At 36.1% G+C, this 17,089-nt stretch carries 17 protein-coding genes; 12 read left to right on the top strand and 5 right to left on the bottom strand.

What is annotated here, in order from left to right; genetic code table 11:
- Nucleotides 1-8 precede the first annotated feature (8 nt).
- The gene (locus tag BAMA_RS02905) at nt 9-635 is read right to left on the bottom strand and encodes a YktB family protein (protein WP_034635833.1); all 627 of its coding nucleotides are present in this window, start codon (nt 633-635) and stop codon (nt 9-11) included.
- 209 nt (nt 636-844) lie between these two features.
- On the opposite strand from BAMA_RS02905, the gene BAMA_RS02900 reads away from it, so the two are divergent.
- Nucleotides 845-1,033 carry a hypothetical protein gene (locus tag BAMA_RS02900; RefSeq protein ID WP_034635832.1) on the top strand — a complete coding sequence of 63 codons (189 nt, stop codon included), beginning with the start codon at nt 845-847 and terminating at the stop codon, nt 1,031-1,033.
- 85 nt (nt 1,034-1,118) lie between these two features.
- Nucleotides 1,119-1,907 (top strand): inositol monophosphatase family protein, encoded by a 789-nt coding sequence (locus tag BAMA_RS02895; protein ID WP_034635831.1) that lies wholly within the window; start codon nt 1,119-1,121, stop codon nt 1,905-1,907.
- Between the two features lie 116 nt (nt 1,908-2,023).
- On the opposite strand, the gene BAMA_RS02890 is transcribed toward BAMA_RS02895, so the two are convergent.
- A complete protein-coding gene (locus tag BAMA_RS02890; protein ID WP_034635830.1) occupies nt 2,024-2,203 on the bottom strand; it encodes a DUF5325 family protein in 180 nt (59 codons plus the stop codon).
- A gap of 141 nt (nt 2,204-2,344) precedes the next feature.
- On the opposite strand from BAMA_RS02890, the gene typA reads away from it, so the two are divergent.
- From typA to BAMA_RS02875, 3 genes are all read left to right on the top strand, one after another.
- Nucleotides 2,345-4,186 carry a translational GTPase TypA gene (typA, locus tag BAMA_RS02885; protein ID WP_200874661.1) on the top strand — a complete coding sequence of 614 codons (1,842 nt, stop codon included), beginning with the start codon at nt 2,345-2,347 and terminating at the stop codon, nt 4,184-4,186.
- Between the two features lie 159 nt (nt 4,187-4,345).
- The gene (locus tag BAMA_RS02880; RefSeq protein ID WP_034636232.1) at nt 4,346-4,651 is read left to right on the top strand and encodes a YlaH-like family protein; all 306 of its coding nucleotides are present in this window, start codon (nt 4,346-4,348) and stop codon (nt 4,649-4,651) included.
- A gap of 13 nt (nt 4,652-4,664) precedes the next feature.
- On the top strand, nt 4,665-4,940 hold the full coding sequence (locus tag BAMA_RS02875) for a hypothetical protein (protein WP_034635828.1): 276 nt from the start codon (nt 4,665-4,667) through the stop codon (nt 4,938-4,940).
- A 25-nt stretch (nt 4,941-4,965) separates the two neighbouring features.
- On the opposite strand, the gene BAMA_RS02870 is transcribed toward BAMA_RS02875, so the two are convergent.
- The gene (locus BAMA_RS02870; protein WP_034635827.1) at nt 4,966-5,166 is read right to left on the bottom strand and encodes a YlaI family protein; all 201 of its coding nucleotides are present in this window, start codon (nt 5,164-5,166) and stop codon (nt 4,966-4,968) included.
- A 144-nt stretch (nt 5,167-5,310) separates the two neighbouring features.
- On the opposite strand from BAMA_RS02870, the gene BAMA_RS02865 reads away from it, so the two are divergent.
- Together BAMA_RS02865 and BAMA_RS02860 are read left to right on the top strand one after the other, a co-directional pair.
- Nucleotides 5,311-5,766, top strand: a complete 456-nt coding sequence (locus tag BAMA_RS02865) for a pyridoxamine 5'-phosphate oxidase family protein (protein ID WP_034635826.1) — start codon at nt 5,311-5,313, stop codon at nt 5,764-5,766.
- Between the two features lie 170 nt (nt 5,767-5,936).
- Nucleotides 5,937-7,265, top strand: coding sequence for a PhoH family protein (locus tag BAMA_RS02860; RefSeq protein WP_034635825.1), 1,329 nt, complete (start codon nt 5,937-5,939; stop codon nt 7,263-7,265).
- A 126-nt stretch (nt 7,266-7,391) separates the two neighbouring features.
- Here BAMA_RS02860 and BAMA_RS02855 read toward each other — a convergent pair whose 3' ends face one another.
- The gene (locus BAMA_RS02855; RefSeq protein ID WP_034635824.1) at nt 7,392-7,889 is read right to left on the bottom strand and encodes a hypothetical protein; all 498 of its coding nucleotides are present in this window, start codon (nt 7,887-7,889) and stop codon (nt 7,392-7,394) included.
- Between the two features lie 155 nt (nt 7,890-8,044).
- Here BAMA_RS02855 and BAMA_RS02850 point away from each other — a divergent pair, with 155 nt between their 5' ends.
- From BAMA_RS02850 to pyc, 3 genes are all read left to right on the top strand, one after another.
- A complete protein-coding gene (locus tag BAMA_RS02850; RefSeq protein WP_034635823.1) occupies nt 8,045-8,332 on the top strand; it encodes an Fpa/YlaN family protein in 288 nt (95 codons plus the stop codon).
- Nucleotides 8,333-8,596: 264 nt separating this feature from the next.
- A complete protein-coding gene (locus BAMA_RS02845; protein WP_034635822.1) occupies nt 8,597-9,778 on the top strand; it encodes an FtsW/RodA/SpoVE family cell cycle protein in 1,182 nt (393 codons plus the stop codon).
- A gap of 309 nt (nt 9,779-10,087) precedes the next feature.
- The gene (gene pyc / locus BAMA_RS02840) at nt 10,088-13,534 is read left to right on the top strand and encodes a pyruvate carboxylase (RefSeq protein ID WP_034635821.1); all 3,447 of its coding nucleotides are present in this window, start codon (nt 10,088-10,090) and stop codon (nt 13,532-13,534) included.
- Nucleotides 13,535-13,568: 34 nt separating this feature from the next.
- Here pyc and BAMA_RS02835 read toward each other — a convergent pair whose 3' ends face one another.
- Nucleotides 13,569-14,516 carry a COX15/CtaA family protein gene (locus tag BAMA_RS02835; RefSeq protein ID WP_034635820.1) on the bottom strand — a complete coding sequence of 316 codons (948 nt, stop codon included), beginning with the start codon at nt 14,514-14,516 and terminating at the stop codon, nt 13,569-13,571.
- A 501-nt stretch (nt 14,517-15,017) separates the two neighbouring features.
- Here BAMA_RS02835 and cyoE point away from each other — a divergent pair.
- Both cyoE and coxB read left to right on the top strand, forming a co-directional pair.
- Nucleotides 15,018-15,938 carry a heme o synthase gene (gene cyoE / locus BAMA_RS02830; protein ID WP_034635819.1) on the top strand — a complete coding sequence of 307 codons (921 nt, stop codon included), beginning with the start codon at nt 15,018-15,020 and terminating at the stop codon, nt 15,936-15,938.
- A 90-nt stretch (nt 15,939-16,028) separates the two neighbouring features.
- Nucleotides 16,029-17,075, top strand: a complete 1,047-nt coding sequence (gene coxB, locus BAMA_RS02825; RefSeq protein ID WP_034635818.1) for a cytochrome c oxidase subunit II — start codon at nt 16,029-16,031, stop codon at nt 17,073-17,075.
- Nucleotides 17,076-17,089 lie beyond the last annotated feature (14 nt).

The raw sequence follows: 17,089 nt of genomic DNA, 5'->3' as shown, positions 1-17,089 counted from the left end.
ACTTCACTTTATCGATTTGAAATTTTGTATAAAGGAAGGAGTGATGTCATCGTCTTTTCAATTTTCACTGTAAATTGATCAGCGGTCATATTTGAAAATTCTTCAGGAGAAATATGAATTCCTACTAATAGCTCAGCTTTTTTTACAGTTGCTAAACGTTCAATCATCTTTTGTAAGTCTTCTGATTGCAGCGTACAATGTGGGATGACAGCTGGTTTAGTATGGTCAATGGACCAAACGAAATCATTTGGTATACTGGTTTGTAAATCATTTAAATGTTGTAAGAAGGCATGAGCCGCTTCAACTTTTTGTGGACACTCATAAATTAAACCAAAGTATATGAAAGCATGCGTTCCCCATAACCCAATTTGGAAATGAGGCAACATTTTATAGCCACGTTTGTTTGTTGAGAATGCGACCCAAGTATCGTTTGGTGGATTGACTTTGCGACGTGCATGTTTTGCTACATGATAAAAAAAAGGTTCGCCAGTTTGTTCAGTTAAGAAATGAGAAAACTGTTCCCCGAGAGTTTCCAATTTAGGATGGATATGAGTTTTAATTTCAGCCATTCTTTCATCGAGGCCTTCGATAGAAAATACGGCAAAATCTGTTTTTGTGAGAATATTTGATGTCATGATTGTTCCTCCAACTCCTAGTTTCTCTTTATTCTAGCATAGCTTGTACAATTTATAAAAAGAGGGATTTTATAAAAAAATTTTTATAAAAAATACAATTTTGTTGCATAGATGATTTATCCCACATAATATAGTATAAAACAAAAAATCAGAAAATTAAGTAAATTAAAATTCAAAGGTGAACGAATATTGGGAGGAGGCAAACAAATATGAGACAGGTAATTAATGCGTTAAAGAGAACGGATGCTGAAAAGAGAATTCCGGTATTACGTTTAGAGTTAGATTATGAATTGGCAACGTTATATGATGCGATGATGGAAAATGATAACGAGAAAAAAGAAGCGTGCATGCAAAAATTAGAAGTGTTAAGACTTGAAATGATTCGCTTAGAGGCATAATAATAGTGTATGTATGAAATTTAAGTTGGTGCGAACCTTTCAAGGTTCGTTTTTTCTGTAACTGTACAGATCGGAGTGTTTAAATATGCAAGAGGTATGGAAAGAAATTGATTTACATGCAAAGCAATGGATAAGAGAAGCAGGGGAGTATCTCAATACATCATTAAAGGAATCACTTACAATCGAAACAAAATCAAATGCGTCTGACTTAGTCACGAACATGGATCATGAGATTGAACAATTTTTTATTAGTAAGATTAAAGAGAAATTTCCAATGCACCACATTCTTGGTGAAGAAGGGTATGGTGACGAGTTGAACTCTACCGAAGGGATCATTTGGTTAATTGATCCGATTGACGGTACAATGAATTTTATACATCAAAAACGAAATTTTGCGATTTCTATTGGGATTTATGAAAATGGTGTTGGAAAAATTGGACTGATTTATGATCCTGTTCATGAGGAGTTGTATCACACGATAAAAGGAGAAGGCGCCTTTTGTAATGAGGTGAGAATTCCAAATTTAGAAGTGGGAGAGATTTGCAATGGGGTGGTTGCATTAAATGCAACGTGGCTGACGCATAATCGTTTATTAGATATGGCTAAAATGGCGGACCTTGTGAGAAATGCAAGAGGAACACGTTCATATGGCTGTGCCGCACTTGAAATGGTATATGTTGCAACTGGGAGATTAGATGCCTATGTAACACCAAGATTATCTCCGTGGGATTTTGGCGGAGGAATGATTATTGTGGAAGAGGTGGGAGGGAAGGTTACAACCTTTACTGGAGAACCGCCTTGTATTATTGAAAAAAGCAGTGTATTGGTAGCTAGGCCAGGTGTTCATGAAGAATTATTACAATATGTTCAGTGAGAGCTTTAAGCTGCGAAAGTTTAAAGAGAAGGAAGAGTATAACTTAGAAAATCGGAGAACATATAAAAAATAACAAAAAGTAAGAAGCTCATATAAGAGCTTCTTACTTTTTGTTGTTACTGCAATTTTCGCAGTTTACGTTTTGTCATGAATCCATATCCGAAAGTAAAAATTGTGCCGATAATGCAGATGATTATGCCAATCAGGCTTTTTTCAGCAATCATAATTCCGATACCAATCATAAATATAACACCGATAATAGCGGTTATTAAAAAACGATATTGAATTTGTTCCATATATTCACCCTCCAATTTCATTTTACTTTCACAAAAGTGGGAATACAACTATAATTTCGTTATATCTTTTATTTTGATTGCCACAACCTCCCTTCGCTCTTATAATAGAGAAGGATAAAAAGACACTAGGAGTTGGACATGTTGAAAAAACGAGAAGATTTACGTAATATTGCCATCATCGCTCACGTTGACCATGGAAAAACAACGTTAGTTGATCAGCTATTGCATCAAGCTGGAACGTTCCGTGTAAACGAGCAAGTTGAAGAGCGTGCAATGGACTCAAACGATTTAGAAAGAGAACGTGGTATTACAATTTTAGCCAAAAATACAGCAATTAATTACGGAGATACACGTATTAATATTTTAGATACACCTGGACATGCTGACTTTGGTGGAGAAGTAGAGCGTATCATGCGCATGGTTGATGGTGTATTACTTGTTGTTGACGCTTATGAAGGATGTATGCCTCAAACACGTTTTGTATTAAAGAAAGCGTTAGAACAAAATTTAACACCGGTTGTTGTTGTAAATAAAATCGACCGTGACTTTGCTCGCCCAGAAGAAGTGGTTGATGAAGTAGTCGATTTATTCATTGAACTTGGTGCAAATGAAGAACAATTAGAATTCCCTGTTGTATATGCATCAGCAATTAATGGTACAGCAAGCTTAGATTCAAACCCAGCAAATCAAGAAGAGAACATGAAATCTTTATTTGATACTGTTGTTGAGCATATTCCAGCGCCAGTTGATAATAGTGAAGAACCATTACAGTTCCAAATTGCGCTACTAGACTATAACGATTATGTAGGACGTATTGGGGTTGGTCGTATATTCCGCGGTACAATGAAAGTTGGTCAACAAGTTTCATTAATGAAAGTTGATGGTACAGTAAAGCAATTCCGTGTAACAAAACTATTTGGATACATCGGCTTAAAACGTCAAGAAATTGAAGAAGCAAAAGCTGGCGATTTAGTTGCTGTTTCTGGTATGGAAGACATTAACGTAGGGGAAACAGTATGCCCAGTTGAACACCCAGAAGCATTGCCACTATTACGTATCGATGAGCCAACACTTCAAATGACATTCCTTGTAAACAACAGTCCGTTTGCAGGTCGTGAAGGAAAATATATTACATCTCGTAAAATTGAAGAGCGCCTTCGTGCACAATTAGAAACAGATGTAAGTTTACGTGTAGATAACACAGATTCTCCAGATGCTTGGATTGTATCAGGACGTGGAGAGTTACATTTATCTATCTTAATTGAAAACATGCGCCGTGAAGGGTATGAACTACAAGTATCAAAACCAGAAGTAATTATTAAAGAAGTTGATGGTGTACAATGTGAGCCAGTAGAACGTGTACAAATTGATGTGCCAGAAGAATACACAGGCTCTATTATGGAATCAATGGGTGCTCGTAAAGGTGAAATGTTAGATATGGTGAACAATGGAAATGGACAAGTTCGTCTTACTTTCATGGTACCAGCTCGTGGCTTAATTGGTTACACAACAGAGTTCTTAACATTAACGCGCGGATATGGTATCTTAAACCACTCCTTCGATAGCTACCAACCAGTACACACTGGTCAAGTAGGTGGCCGCCGTCAAGGTGTACTTGTTTCATTAGAAACAGGAAAAGCATCACAGTATGGTATTATGCAAGTAGAAGATCGCGGTGTTATCTTCGTTGAACCAGGTACAGAAGTATACGCTGGTATGATTGTTGGAGAGCATACACGTGAGAATGACTTAACGGTTAACGTTGTAAAAATGAAACAACAAACTAACATTCGTTCTGCAACGAAAGATCAAACATCAACAATGAAGAAACCACGTATTATGACGCTTGAAGAATCATTAGAGTATTTAAATGAAGATGAGTACTGTGAGGTTACTCCAGAATCTATTCGTCTTCGTAAGAAGATACTTGATAAGAATGAGCGTGAAAGAGCAGCGAAGAAAAAGAAATATGCTGAGCAATAATAAAAAAAGACCTCTTATATAGAGGTCTTTTTTTATATAGATTAAATTTTTTAAATTTTTCATTTTTTCTAGACATTAGTTATATGCCGCGTTACTCTTATAGTAGAGATGTTATAAGAGTAGAAGGAGAGAAATAAAATGACCGACAATGTACCAGAATTGCTAGATAGAATGTCATTCTTTGCGAAATTATACAAAGTTGATACGAACCCTGATACAGGGATGTGGCTTCTTTATGGAACAATTGTGATATTAAGTGTTATTGTATATAATTTAGGGTTTGCTAGAAAACTCTCCCTTTTGAAAAATGTGATTATTTATGTATTGTTGGCATTTGGTTGTACGTTTTTAACATTTTTTTCTATCTTCTTACCTGTAGGAGAAGGGCTTGTTGTTGCAATTATTGTACTTGGTATATATAAATTGAGGTTACGTCAGGCAAAGCAAGAGGAGAGTACGAATTAAGAGGAGGACAAAAATGCGTTCTGTACAAGATGTTTTATACAATTGGTTAACAATTAAAACGATTGCAGAAGCTAGACCTTTTGATGAAGCTGCTCAGGAAACATATAGGTTATTTCATACGATGTTATATGAAGAACATTATTTAAAAAATGTGGAAGTGGAGAAAAGAGAAGATATGTATATTGTTACATATGAAAAAGAAGGGGAAAATAAGTTTGTACGATTTCCTCTTGAATTGATTGATTGCTTTTTAAATCAAATAGAAAAAGAACCTGAAAAATATAAATAAACCCTTATCTGTTGGATAAGGGTTTTTACCATTCATCATCTACTGTTTTATCGCGGTATAAACGGAATTTTCCTGTTGCATGGCGCTCTAGTGTGCGCTCTTTAATACGTTCGTTACATTCATCGCACATATATGTATGAATAGGACGGTTACGAAGCCGTTTCGCTACTGGATTTTCATCATCTAACATTTCTCTTTTATCACAAAGCATACATTTGACTCTCATTACGTCACCTCAATACGTCTTCTATCAAAATTAGTATATCATGTATGCTGGATACTTTTGAACTATAGATGAAAAAATAAATATTTTCGCAATTCGAAAAATAAGTTATCATAAAAGTGAGTAAGAAACTTTGGAGGTGAAGACATGGCAAATGTAGTCGAACCAACATTAACTGATTCTTTACTACAAGCACTTCGTGAGGAACGCATTGTTACAATTGCATCGACAGATTTTGAATCGGGTGCTCCAAACGTAAGTGCAATTTCATGGGTATATGCAATGAATGAAAAAGAAATTCGTTTTGCAGTAGACTGGCGCTCAAGAATTGTACAAAATGTAAGGCATAATAAAGAGCTTGTTATGACGATTATGGCTGATGAGTCTGTATATGCCATTAGTGGTGATGCAACTTTAAAAACAGAAAGAATAGACAATGTTCCGCTGAAATTGTCGTTAATAGAAGTGGGTATTCGAGAAGTGCGTGATGTTATGTTTTACGGAGCAAAACTATCAGTTGAACCAAAATACGAAAAAACATATGACCTTCGCGCAGCAACTAAATTAGATAATCAAGTTTTATCAGCGATACGAGAGTGGTAATTAAAAAAGGATGAGCAAGAAATTAAGTTTGTTCATCCTTTTTTAACGTTTCTTTGAATTTCGATTCTATCTCGTTTGTACAGTACATATAATTATAACAATGGTTCGTCCATATTAATGGATGAAACCCTTGTTCTACAAATTACATGGTGGAGTCAGGGGGTAACAGGTTGGATAAAATTTATGTGTTAGATACGAATGTATTATTGCAGGATCCATTATCTATTTTCTCTTTCGGAAGCAATGAAGTAGTGATACCAGCAGTTGTATTAGAAGAAGTTGATTCGAAGAAACGCTACATGGATGAAGTTGGGAGAAATGCACGTTATGTGTCAAAATTAATTGATAAATTTCGTGAACTTGGAAAACTGCATGAAAGCATTCCTCTTGAAAATGGAGGGACATTTCGTATTGAGTTAAATCATCGTTCGTTTGTACAATTACAAGAAATTTTTGTTGAAAAAACGAATGATAACCGAATTTTAGCTGTTGCCAAAAATCTATCAGTAGAAGAAGAAGGGAAAGAGGATGGTAAGTCAGTTATACTCGTGAGTAAAGATATACTGGTACGAGTGAAAGCTGATGCTCTCGGTTTACAAGCAGAAGATTATTTAAGTGATCGCGTAATTGAGGTTGAAAATATATATAAAGGTTTTTTAGAATGTTACATACAAAAGGAGACGTTTACTCATTTTTATGAAAAAGGTGAATTGCCTCTTTCTGAAATTGCAAATCATCCGTTCTATCCCAATCAATTTATTGTTATGAAAGATGCTTTAGGTGGATCGAGTTCAGCGATAGGAATTGTTGATGCTTCTGGGAAAAAAGTGAAAAAGCTTATTTTTCCAAATGAACAAGTATGGGGAATTCGTCCTCGTAATGTACAACAGATTATGGGGATGGAACTATTACTTCGTGAAGATATCCCTCTTGTAACGTTAACAGGAAAAGCTGGGACAGGAAAGACGTTATTAGCCTTGGCAGCAGGACTTATGCAAACGGAAGATCTAGGTTTATATAAAAAATTATTAGTTGCAAGACCTATTGTTCCTGTTGGAAAAGACATCGGTTATTTACCAGGAGAGAAAGAGGAAAAATTAAGGCCGTGGATGCAACCTATTTATGATAATTTAGAGTACTTGTTTAATACGAAAAAACCTGGGGAACTGGATGCGATTTTAGCAGGTATGGGTTCTATAGAAGTAGAAGCGTTAACATATATTAGAGGAAGAAGCATTCCAGAACAGTTTATTATTATTGATGAAGCGCAAAATTTAACAAAACATGAAGTGAAGACGATTTTAACACGTGTTGGTGAGAGAAGTAAAATTGTACTAATGGGTGATCCACAGCAAATTGATCATCCATACTTAGATGAGTATAATAACGGATTAACATATGTGGTAGAGAGGTTTAAAGAGCAAAAGATTAGTGGACATGTAAGGTTTGTGAAAGGAGAGCGCTCAAATCTAGCGCAATTAGCAGCAGACTTGTTATAAAAAAGGAGTGGCTGAACTGCCACTCCTTTTTTATTTATATTGTGTCCTATTATTCATGAGGTATAAAACTCGTATCTCATGAATAATAGGATAAAGAAGTTTAGACTGGTTGTTTAAAGTTTCACTTTATATTACTGTAAACTTCCGAATAGAGTGAATAGGTTCATTCATATTCGAACCGTCACCAAAGTATAAATGAACCGGACCATTTTCTTTTAATGGTTTTCCGTCTTTTGAAAAGCCAAGTATTGCCTCACTTGCTTCTTCTAATGAAAGTAAGATGATATCTGATTCTGTATGCACTTCAATTTGTCTTGCTTCTTCATTCATATCTGCGTTTTGTAAGAACGGCTGTAATGGGATGCCAAATGTTCCTTTTATAATTTTTTCTTTTTCAAAGCGTGTCACACTCTTATTGATCGGTGGAAATAAGGCGCCTTCTCTGATTTCACGATCCCAATGTTTAGATGCTTCTTTTGTGTATATTTCAAGTTCAGAAGCCGTTTCTTTTGGTTTTGTAAAATAAGTTGTTAAGTCTATTTTTCGATCGTCAAAAATCCAAACGCTTGGATCAATTGTAATTGGAAAACGTACTTTTCCATCAATAAATAAAATTTCAATCATTGTTGTTTTCCCCCATTTGTATTGTACTCCCACTTTTCAGTATAATGGGACTATAGACGATTGTCACAGGAAATGTTTCTATTGCATTTTGTAAAAACTATCGCTAATATTAATAGATAGGATAGGAGAGTAGGACGGAAACGGAGGGAACCAATTTGACGTCTGAGACAGTAGCGAATCATCAGGAAAAGGCACTTGCCCTTCTACAAGCTGATGCAGGGAAGATTTTAAAACTTATTCAAGTGCAAATGGATCATTTAACGATGCCACAATGTCCATTATATGAAGAAGTGTTAGATACACAAATGTTTGGTTTATCTCGCGAAGTTGACTTTGCGGTTCGTCTTGGTCTCGTTGCTCCAGAGAAAGGGAAAGAAATTTTAGGAGAGTTAGAACGAGAACTATCAGCACTTCATGATGCTTTTACGAACAAACAGCAATAGCACTTTCAAATAAAGTGAAACTTGAATTAATGGCTTTTTCACCTGTATTGATTATTAGTTGAACTTAATCGGGCTTTTACGGGTAGTTACTTCAAATGAAAGAAAGCTTTGAGGTAGAATATTGCTGCCTGCAAATAGTGGGATAAAAGGCTCAAACTGACTCAGTTTGGGCTTTTTTGTACAAAAATGATAAAATGAAAGCAGGAAGAACAGAAATACATATGGAATACAACAGTTAAAATGATAAGAGAAAGAGGATTTTACATGAAAAGAGTATGGAAGTCAATCGATTATACGTTGTTGCTTCCTCTTGTGATCGTATGTGTGCTTGGTACAATTATGGTATATAGTGCGAGTTCAATTGTTTCGATTTCAAAATACGATAATGCGCGTTACTTTTTTAATAAACAATTAGTATCACTTGGAGTTGGAAGCGTTGCATGCTTAATTGCTCTTTTAGTACCGTATCGTATTTTGAAAAAGCGCTTAGTGATTGTTATGGTTATTGGGCTTAGTCTTGGATTATTAGGTGCTACATTAGTGATTGGTAAAGAGGTCAATGGAATTAAAGCATGGGTATTTGGTATACAGCCTGCAGAATTTGTTAAAATTTCAATAATCGTTGTATTAGCACGCTTTTTTGCTAGAAGACAAGAAACGAATACGTCTATATGGCAAGGGTCGGCTGGGACAATTGTATTTTTAGGATTATGTTCGTTTTTAATTTTAAAACAACCGGACTTAGGGACACTTATTGTTATAGCCGGGATGGTCGGAGTAATGATTTTATGTTCAGGCATCCAGATTCGTATTAAATTGTGGTTGAAGCGTCTCATAATGACTTCTATTATATGGATGCCGCTTCTGTATGTAGCTTGGCATTATGTGTTAGAAGATTATCAAAAAGCAAGATTTTTGGTCTTTTTAAACCCATTTTCAGATCCACAAGGAGATGGTTTTCAGCTTATTAACTCTTTCATCGGTATTGCTTCGGGTGGAGTGAATGGCCGTGGGCTTGGGAACAGTATTCAGAAGTATGGTTATTTACCAGAAGCACAGACAGATTTTATTATGGCTATTGTATCCGAAGAACTAGGTTTAATTGGGATAACGATTATTTTAAGTTGTTTACTTCTTATTGCAATTCGTGCTCTTCGAATTGCCCAGAAATGCAAAGATCCATTTGGAAGTTTACTTGCTATTGGAATTGGAAGTCTACTTTCTATACAGACATTTATAAATGTTGGGGGAATTACAGGATTAATTCCTCTTACGGGTGTACCGTTACCGTTTGTAAGTTATGGGGGAAGTTCTCTTATTGCCAATCTAACAATGATGGGGATTTTGTTTAGTGTAGCACGGTATGTTAAAGAACAAGAGAATGAACAAGAAAAATGGCTTGAGAAAAAAGAAAAACGTGAGCCACATCTTATGGTTGTGAAATAAGGAGTTTTGTGTATAACTACACAAAACTCCTTTATTGTATACAATAAAGGTTGTTAAGTTTAAATAGTATGTCACTTTAGTTAAATATGTTATACAAAAAACCTATCAGAATTGAAATGTTTGTGATATACTAATTTTGTAGAACAAATGAAGTAGGAATGCTTACTATTTGTTAGAAAATGAGGTATGATGTATAAAAATAAAGTGAAGTTTTCAAAAGTTGTAACAAATTATTGAGGGCGAAGAACTTATAGCTTGTGAACATGAAGAGGAAACTCTAGAGAGGTAAGAAAGTAGAGGGGGAAAATCATGAAAAAGCTACAACGTATTCAAAAAGTATTAGTAGCAAACCGCGGGGAAATTGCAATTCGTGTATTTCGTGCTTGTACAGAATTAGGATTACGTACAGTCGCAATTTATTCGAAAGAAGATAGCGGTTCTTATCATCGTTATAAAGCGGATGAAGCTTATTTAGTAGGAGAAGGTAAAAAGCCAATTGAAGCTTATCTTGATATCGAAAATATTATCGAAATCGCAAAAAGTAATCATGTCGATGCAATTCACCCAGGATATGGTTTTTTGTCTGAAAATATCCAATTTGCGAAACGTTGTGAAGAAGAAGGGCTTATCTTTATCGGACCAAAAAGTAAACATTTAGACATGTTTGGTGATAAAGTAAAAGCAAGAAAGCAAGCGCAATTAGCAAACATTCCTGTTATTCCGGGAAGTGACGGACCAGTAAATACGCTTGAAGAAGTATCGGAATTTGCTAAAAAACACAACTATCCAATTATTATTAAAGCATCGCTTGGAGGCGGCGGACGCGGTATGCGAATCGTACGTAGCCAAGAGGAATTAAAAGAGGCGTATGATCGTGCAAAATCAGAAGCGAAGGCAGCTTTTGGGAATGACGAAGTGTATGTTGAGAAGTTTGTTGAAAATCCAAAGCATATTGAGGTGCAAATTTTAGCTGATAGTGAAGGTAATGTAATTCATTTATATGAACGCGATTGTTCTGTACAAAGGCGACATCAAAAAGTAGTTGAAGTGGCACCAAGTGTATCCTTACCAGTTGATTTGCGTAATCGTATTTGTGAAGCAGCAGTGCAGCTTACTAAAAATGTAGACTATTTAAATGCAGGAACGGTTGAATTTCTTGTGAAAGGCGATGAGTTTTACTTTATTGAAGTTAATCCTCGTGTCCAAGTGGAACATACAATTACAGAAATGATTACAGGGATTGATATTGTACAATCACAAATTTTAATTGCTGATGGGTACTCTTTACATAGTGAAAAGGTTAGCATTCCAAAGCAACAAGATATCACAACACACGGATTTGCGATTCAATCACGTGTAACAACAGAGGATCCACTTAATAACTTTATGCCAGACACAGGGAAAATTATGGCATATCGTTCCGGTGGTGGTTTTGGTGTCCGCTTAGATACAGGAAACAGCTTCCAAGGTGCGGTTATTACACCGTATTATGATTCATTGCTTGTAAAAGTGACAACTTGGGCATTAACATTTGAACAAGCAGCAGCAAAGATGGAGCGAAATTTAAAAGAATTCCGTATTCGTGGTATTAAGACAAACATCCCATTTTTGGAAAATGTGGTGAAACATGAGAAATTCTTAACCGGAAAATACGATACGTCATTTATTGATTGTTCACCAGAGTTATTCTCATTCCCTAAACGAAAAGACCGTGGGACAAAAATGTTATCGTATATTGGGACAGTAACGGTGAACGGGTTCCCTGGCATCGGTAAAAAAGAGAAGCCGATCTTTTCAGATGCACGTATTCCAAATGTAACGTATTCGAACCCTATTCTTAAAGGGACAAAACAAATTTTGGAAGAGCGTGGGGCAGACGGATTAGTGCAGTGGGTTAAAGAGCAAGATCGAGTATTGTTAACGGATACGACATTCCGAGATGCGCATCAATCTTTACTTGCAACGCGTGTTCGTACGCAAGATTTAAAGAAAATCGCAGAGCCAACTGCACGCATGTTACCGAACTTATTCTCAGCAGAGATGTGGGGCGGGGCAACGTTTGATGTAGCGTATCGTTTCTTAAAAGAAGACCCGTGGGAGCGCCTTTTACAGTTACGTCAAGAGATGCCAAACGTATTGTTCCAAATGCTTCTTCGTTCCTCTAATGCGGTAGGGTATAAAAATTATCCAGACAATTTAATTGAGAAGTTTGTTGAATGTTCTGCGCAAGCTGGTATCGATGTGTTCCGTATCTTCGATAGTTTAAATTGGGTGGAAGGTATGCGTGTTGCAATTGATGCAGTTCGTCAAAGTGGTAAAATTGCAGAAGCAACAATGTGTTACACTGGAGATATTCACGACCCGATGCGCAGTAAATATGATTTGAACTATTATAAAAACTTAGCGAAAGAACTAGAAGCATCTGGGGCTCATATTTTAGGAATTAAAGATATGGCTGGATTATTAAAGCCGAATGCAGCATATGATTTAGTTTCCGCTTTAAAAGAGACGGTATCGATTCCAATACATCTTCATACGCATGATACGAGTGGAAATGGTGTGTTAACATATGCAAAAGCGGTTGAAGCTGGTGTTGATATCGTGGATGTTGCGGTTAGCTCTATGGCAGGATTAACATCTCAGCCAAGTGCGAATACACTATTTTATGCATTAGAAGGAAATAAAAGACAGCCAGATGTTGCGATTGACTCGTTAGAACAACTTTCTCATTATTGGGAAGATGTACGTAAATATTATGCGCCATTTGAGAGTGGTATGAATGCGCCACATACAGAAGTATATATGCACGAGATGCCTGGAGGACAATATAGTAACCTGCAGCAACAAGCGAAAGGTGTTGGACTCGGCGATCGTTTTGATGAAGTAAAAGTAATGTATCGCCGCGTAAATGATATGTTTGGTGATATTGTGAAAGTAACACCATCTTCAAAAGTAGTAGGGGATATGGCATTATTTATGGTGCAAAATCAATTAACAGAGGAAGATATTTATAAACATGGTCATTCTTTAGATTTCCCTGGATCTGTTGTCGAGATGTTCTCTGGTGATCTTGGACAACCATATGGTGGCTTCCCAAAAGAGTTACAAAATATTATCTTAAAAGGAAAAGAGCCATTAACAGTAAGACCAGGTGAACTGTTAGAGCCAATTAATTTTGAAGAGTTACAAAAAGAACTATTCCACAAGTTAGGGCGAGAAGTAACGATGTTTGATGTGATTGCTTATGCGTTATATCCGAAAGTGTTTATGGATTACCAAGCAGTGGAAAGTCAATTTGGCAATGTATCTGTTCTTGATACACCAACGTTCTTCCATGGCATGCGATTAGGAGAAGAAATTGGTGTAGAGATTGAACGTGGAAAGACATTGATTGTAAAATTAGTTTCAATTGGTGAACCACAAGCTGATGGAACTCGTGTAGTTTACTTTGAGTTTAATGGTCAGCCTCGTGAAGTAATTGTGAAGGATGAAAGTGCAAAATCAACGGTTGCACAACGTGTGAAAGGAGATCGAAATAATCCAAATCATATGAATGCAACGATGCCTGGAACAGTTATTAAAGTGGTTGTCAAAGAAGGCGATGAAGTGAAAAAAGGGGACACAATGGCAATCACGGAAGCGATGAAGATGGAAACAACAGTGCAAGCACCATTTTCTGGTATAGTGAAAAAGATATACGTTAAAGATGGTGAAGCTATCCAAACGGGTGACTTGTTACTTGAATTAGAGTCATAAAAAAGAGCTGCAGTTCAAAACTGCAGCTCTTTTTTTATGATAATTTTTTGTTATGTTCGTTAGTTTGCAATTTTGCTTCTTCCAGGTTCTTTTTACTACGCGTTGCAAGCATGACTAGATAACATAGTAATGCAAATAAGCATGAAATAAATAAGGAGTGTAAAATGGCCATAAATAAGTTTGCGCCTGTCAACACAACTAGCATACCGGATAGCGCTTGAAGCGTTACAAGAATAAAGGAAACAATCCAGCCCCAATATACAACTTTTTGCTTCTTATAATGACGAACTGCAAGAATTGTCGCATATAAAATCCATACGAAAATTAGCATCGCAGCAAAACGGTGCCCCATTTGAACCCATTCATAAAATTGAGTTGGAAGCGGGCTTTTTTTACTACACAATGGGAAATCCGGACAAGCTAAGCTTGCGTGTTCGTGACGAACTAATGCCCCGGTGTATACAACGATATAGCTGTAAATTGTTATACCATAAATATGAAATTTCATTTTTGCATCGATAATAACAGAACGAGCGTCAAATTTCTGATCGATTTCAAAGATAAGGAATGTTAATAAAACAACAGATGCAAATGAAATTAACGAAATTCCAAAGTGAATTGCTAATACAGCAGGGACTTGTCCCCATACAACAGCAGCTGCGCCCATTAGTGCTTGAGCAACTAAAAATACGAAAGAAAGAATTGCTAATGTTTTTGTCTCACGAATATGCCCGTAATGTTTCCACGCTAACACACAGAGAATGGTAATAAGTATACCAGCTGATCCTGATGTAATGCGGTGACTAAGCTCAATAATTGTGTCCATCGGGAAGCTAGAAGGAACGAGTTCTCCATTACATAATGGCCAAGATCTTCCACATCCTTGTCCAGAACCTGTTTTTGTTACTAAAGCACCGCCAAGTAGTACGATGAGTAAATCAATGCATGAAATGACTGCCAACCATTTTATAAAGCGTTGCAATTGTTTTCACCAGCTTTCAAATTTTAAAATTATTTTGTAATACCTTCATGATATAAGTAGTCTTACCAGAGAGAGACACTACAGTCCTATAATATATAAAAACTTATAAAATAGCAAAAAAGGACAAAGAGATCGTTTCTCCTTATATTTTGTGTAAAAAAAATGATAATATGATAATTTTTTTTGTGAAAATACCGATTTTTCACGGTAAATAAGCATGAATCATAGGAAAATTTGACAAAAATAGTTTATGATTCAAGACAATCATATGTTATGATATATTGTAATAAGAACCAACTTTTTGGAAGTGACACAAAAAGTTCATGTTTTCTTCACAAATTTTTCGGTAAGTATGATTTAATATACACGAATAAACGAGTATATTAGTAGAAAATATGAAAACAGCATTTCTATTGTAATAATATTGTTATATAAGCGGAGAGGGGATTTGCTTATATAGGCGTTACAAAATAGAGGTGAAGTTCTTAGGGGGGAGAAATGATGAGTCATGCAACAAGCGAAATGCATGAGGAATCAACTGTAACAACTGTACCGGAAACGAGTCGCATACAAGATTTGAAAGCGCTTGTGAAGATTGGGATTGTGAACTCCAATACGTTAACGGTATTTACTGGTTTTTGGTTGGCGCTACACTTTAACGGGTTCAATGTGATGAATGAGTTAGATACAATGTTCTTCACGATTGTTGGTGCTGGACTTATTATGGCAGGGTCATGTAGCTTAAATAATTATATAGACCGAGACATTGATCATTTAATGGAACGAACAAAAAAACGTCCAACAGTTACAGGGAAAATGAAGCCAAGTTTTGTATTAACAATGGGTATTGTGTTATTACTGCTTGGATTTGTATTTTTACTTCTCACGACGCCAATGGCAGCGTTTATTGGTTTAATTGGTACATTCACGTACGTTGTTTTATATTCATTATGGACAAAACGAGCGTACACATTAAATACAGTTGTAGGTAGTGTTTCTGGAGCGGTACCACCATTAATTGGATGGGCGGCAATTGATCCAGGGCTAGACCCGATTGCTTGGACACTATTTCTAATTATGTTTATTTGGCAAATTCCGCATTTCCTCGCTCTTGCGATGAAGCGCGTTGATGAATATCGTAAAGCAGGTATTCCGATGCTTCCAGTTGTTCATGGATTTGATATTACAAAACGTCAAATTATGATTTGGACAGTGTGCTTATTGCCACTTCCTTTTTATATGAATGCATTAGGAGTTACATTTATGGTTATCGCAACAGTGCTTAACATCGGTTGGATTACATTAGGCTTTTATGGCTTCCGCAGAATAGATGACATCAAATGGTCCGTACAAATGTTTGTATACTCCTTGAATTATTTAACAATCTTATTTATTTCTATGATTGTTGTAACTTTCTTTTAAGACGAAGGCTTAGGGGATTTTTTATGTTGAGATTTACTTTTTTTATTATAAAGTACAATCTAATTTACAAAGAAAGTGGGGGTTGTTTGTATGAAGAAACAGTGGCGATTACTTTCGCTCGTTTCACTACTGGCTTTATTGTTAGGGGGATGCGGTAAAGCCTTTCAATCTACTTTGATTCCAAAGGGCGAAGTAGCAAAAATGCAATATGACTTATTACTGTTAGCAAGTGCAATTATGATTGGAGTCGTACTTGTTGTTACGGTGATTTTCTTGTATGTAATTGTGCGTTTCCGTCAACGTAAAGGTCAAGAAGACTTTATTCCAGAGCAAGTTGAGGGAAATCACAAGCTAGAAATTATATGGACAGTCATTCCGATTATACTTTTACTAATATTGGCTGTTCCTACCGTTACATATACGTTTAAACTTGCTGACGTAAGTGCAATTGAGAAAAAGAAGATTGATAAAGATCTGGTCGTTGTTGATGTAACAGCGCATCTTTATTGGTGGGAATTTTCTTACAAAAATGAAAAAATAGTAACTTCACAAGATTTAGTCATCCCTACAGGTAAAAAAGTGTATTTGAACTTAAAAGGTGCTGATATTAAGCACTCATTTTGGATACCATCTTTAGCAGGAAAACTTGATACGAATACAGACAATGTGAACAAAATGTGGTTGAAAGCGGATGAAGCAGGAACATATAACGGATTTTGTACAGAGTTTTGTGGTCCTTCACATTCGTTAATGCAATTTAAAGTGAAAGCTCTTGATGAAAGTGAGTACAAACAGTGGGTTGCTGATATGAAGGAATTAGATGGAAAACAGAATGTAGCTTCTGCACAAGAACAGCAAGGGCAAGAAATCTTTGCGAAAAGCTGTTTAGGCTGTCATGCTATTGAAACAAACGATAAGAGGCCACCTGCTGCTCGAATTGCTCCAAACTTAGCAAACTTTGCGGACCGTGATATGGTTGCAGGGATTGCAGAGAATAACGATGAGAATGTAAAAGCGTGGTTAAAAGACCCTGAAAGTATGAAACCAGGCAATAAAATGACTGATAAGTATGACAATTTATCAGATGAAGAAGTTGATGCACTGAATGCATACTTAAAAACATTAAAGGTTGAATAAAAAGGGTTTAACCG

This window comes from Bacillus manliponensis, assembly GCF_000712595.1.
GTDB classification, from domain to species: domain Bacteria; phylum Bacillota; class Bacilli; order Bacillales; family Bacillaceae_G; genus Bacillus_A; species Bacillus_A manliponensis.
This window is presented reverse-complemented; position numbering and strand designations above follow the sequence as displayed.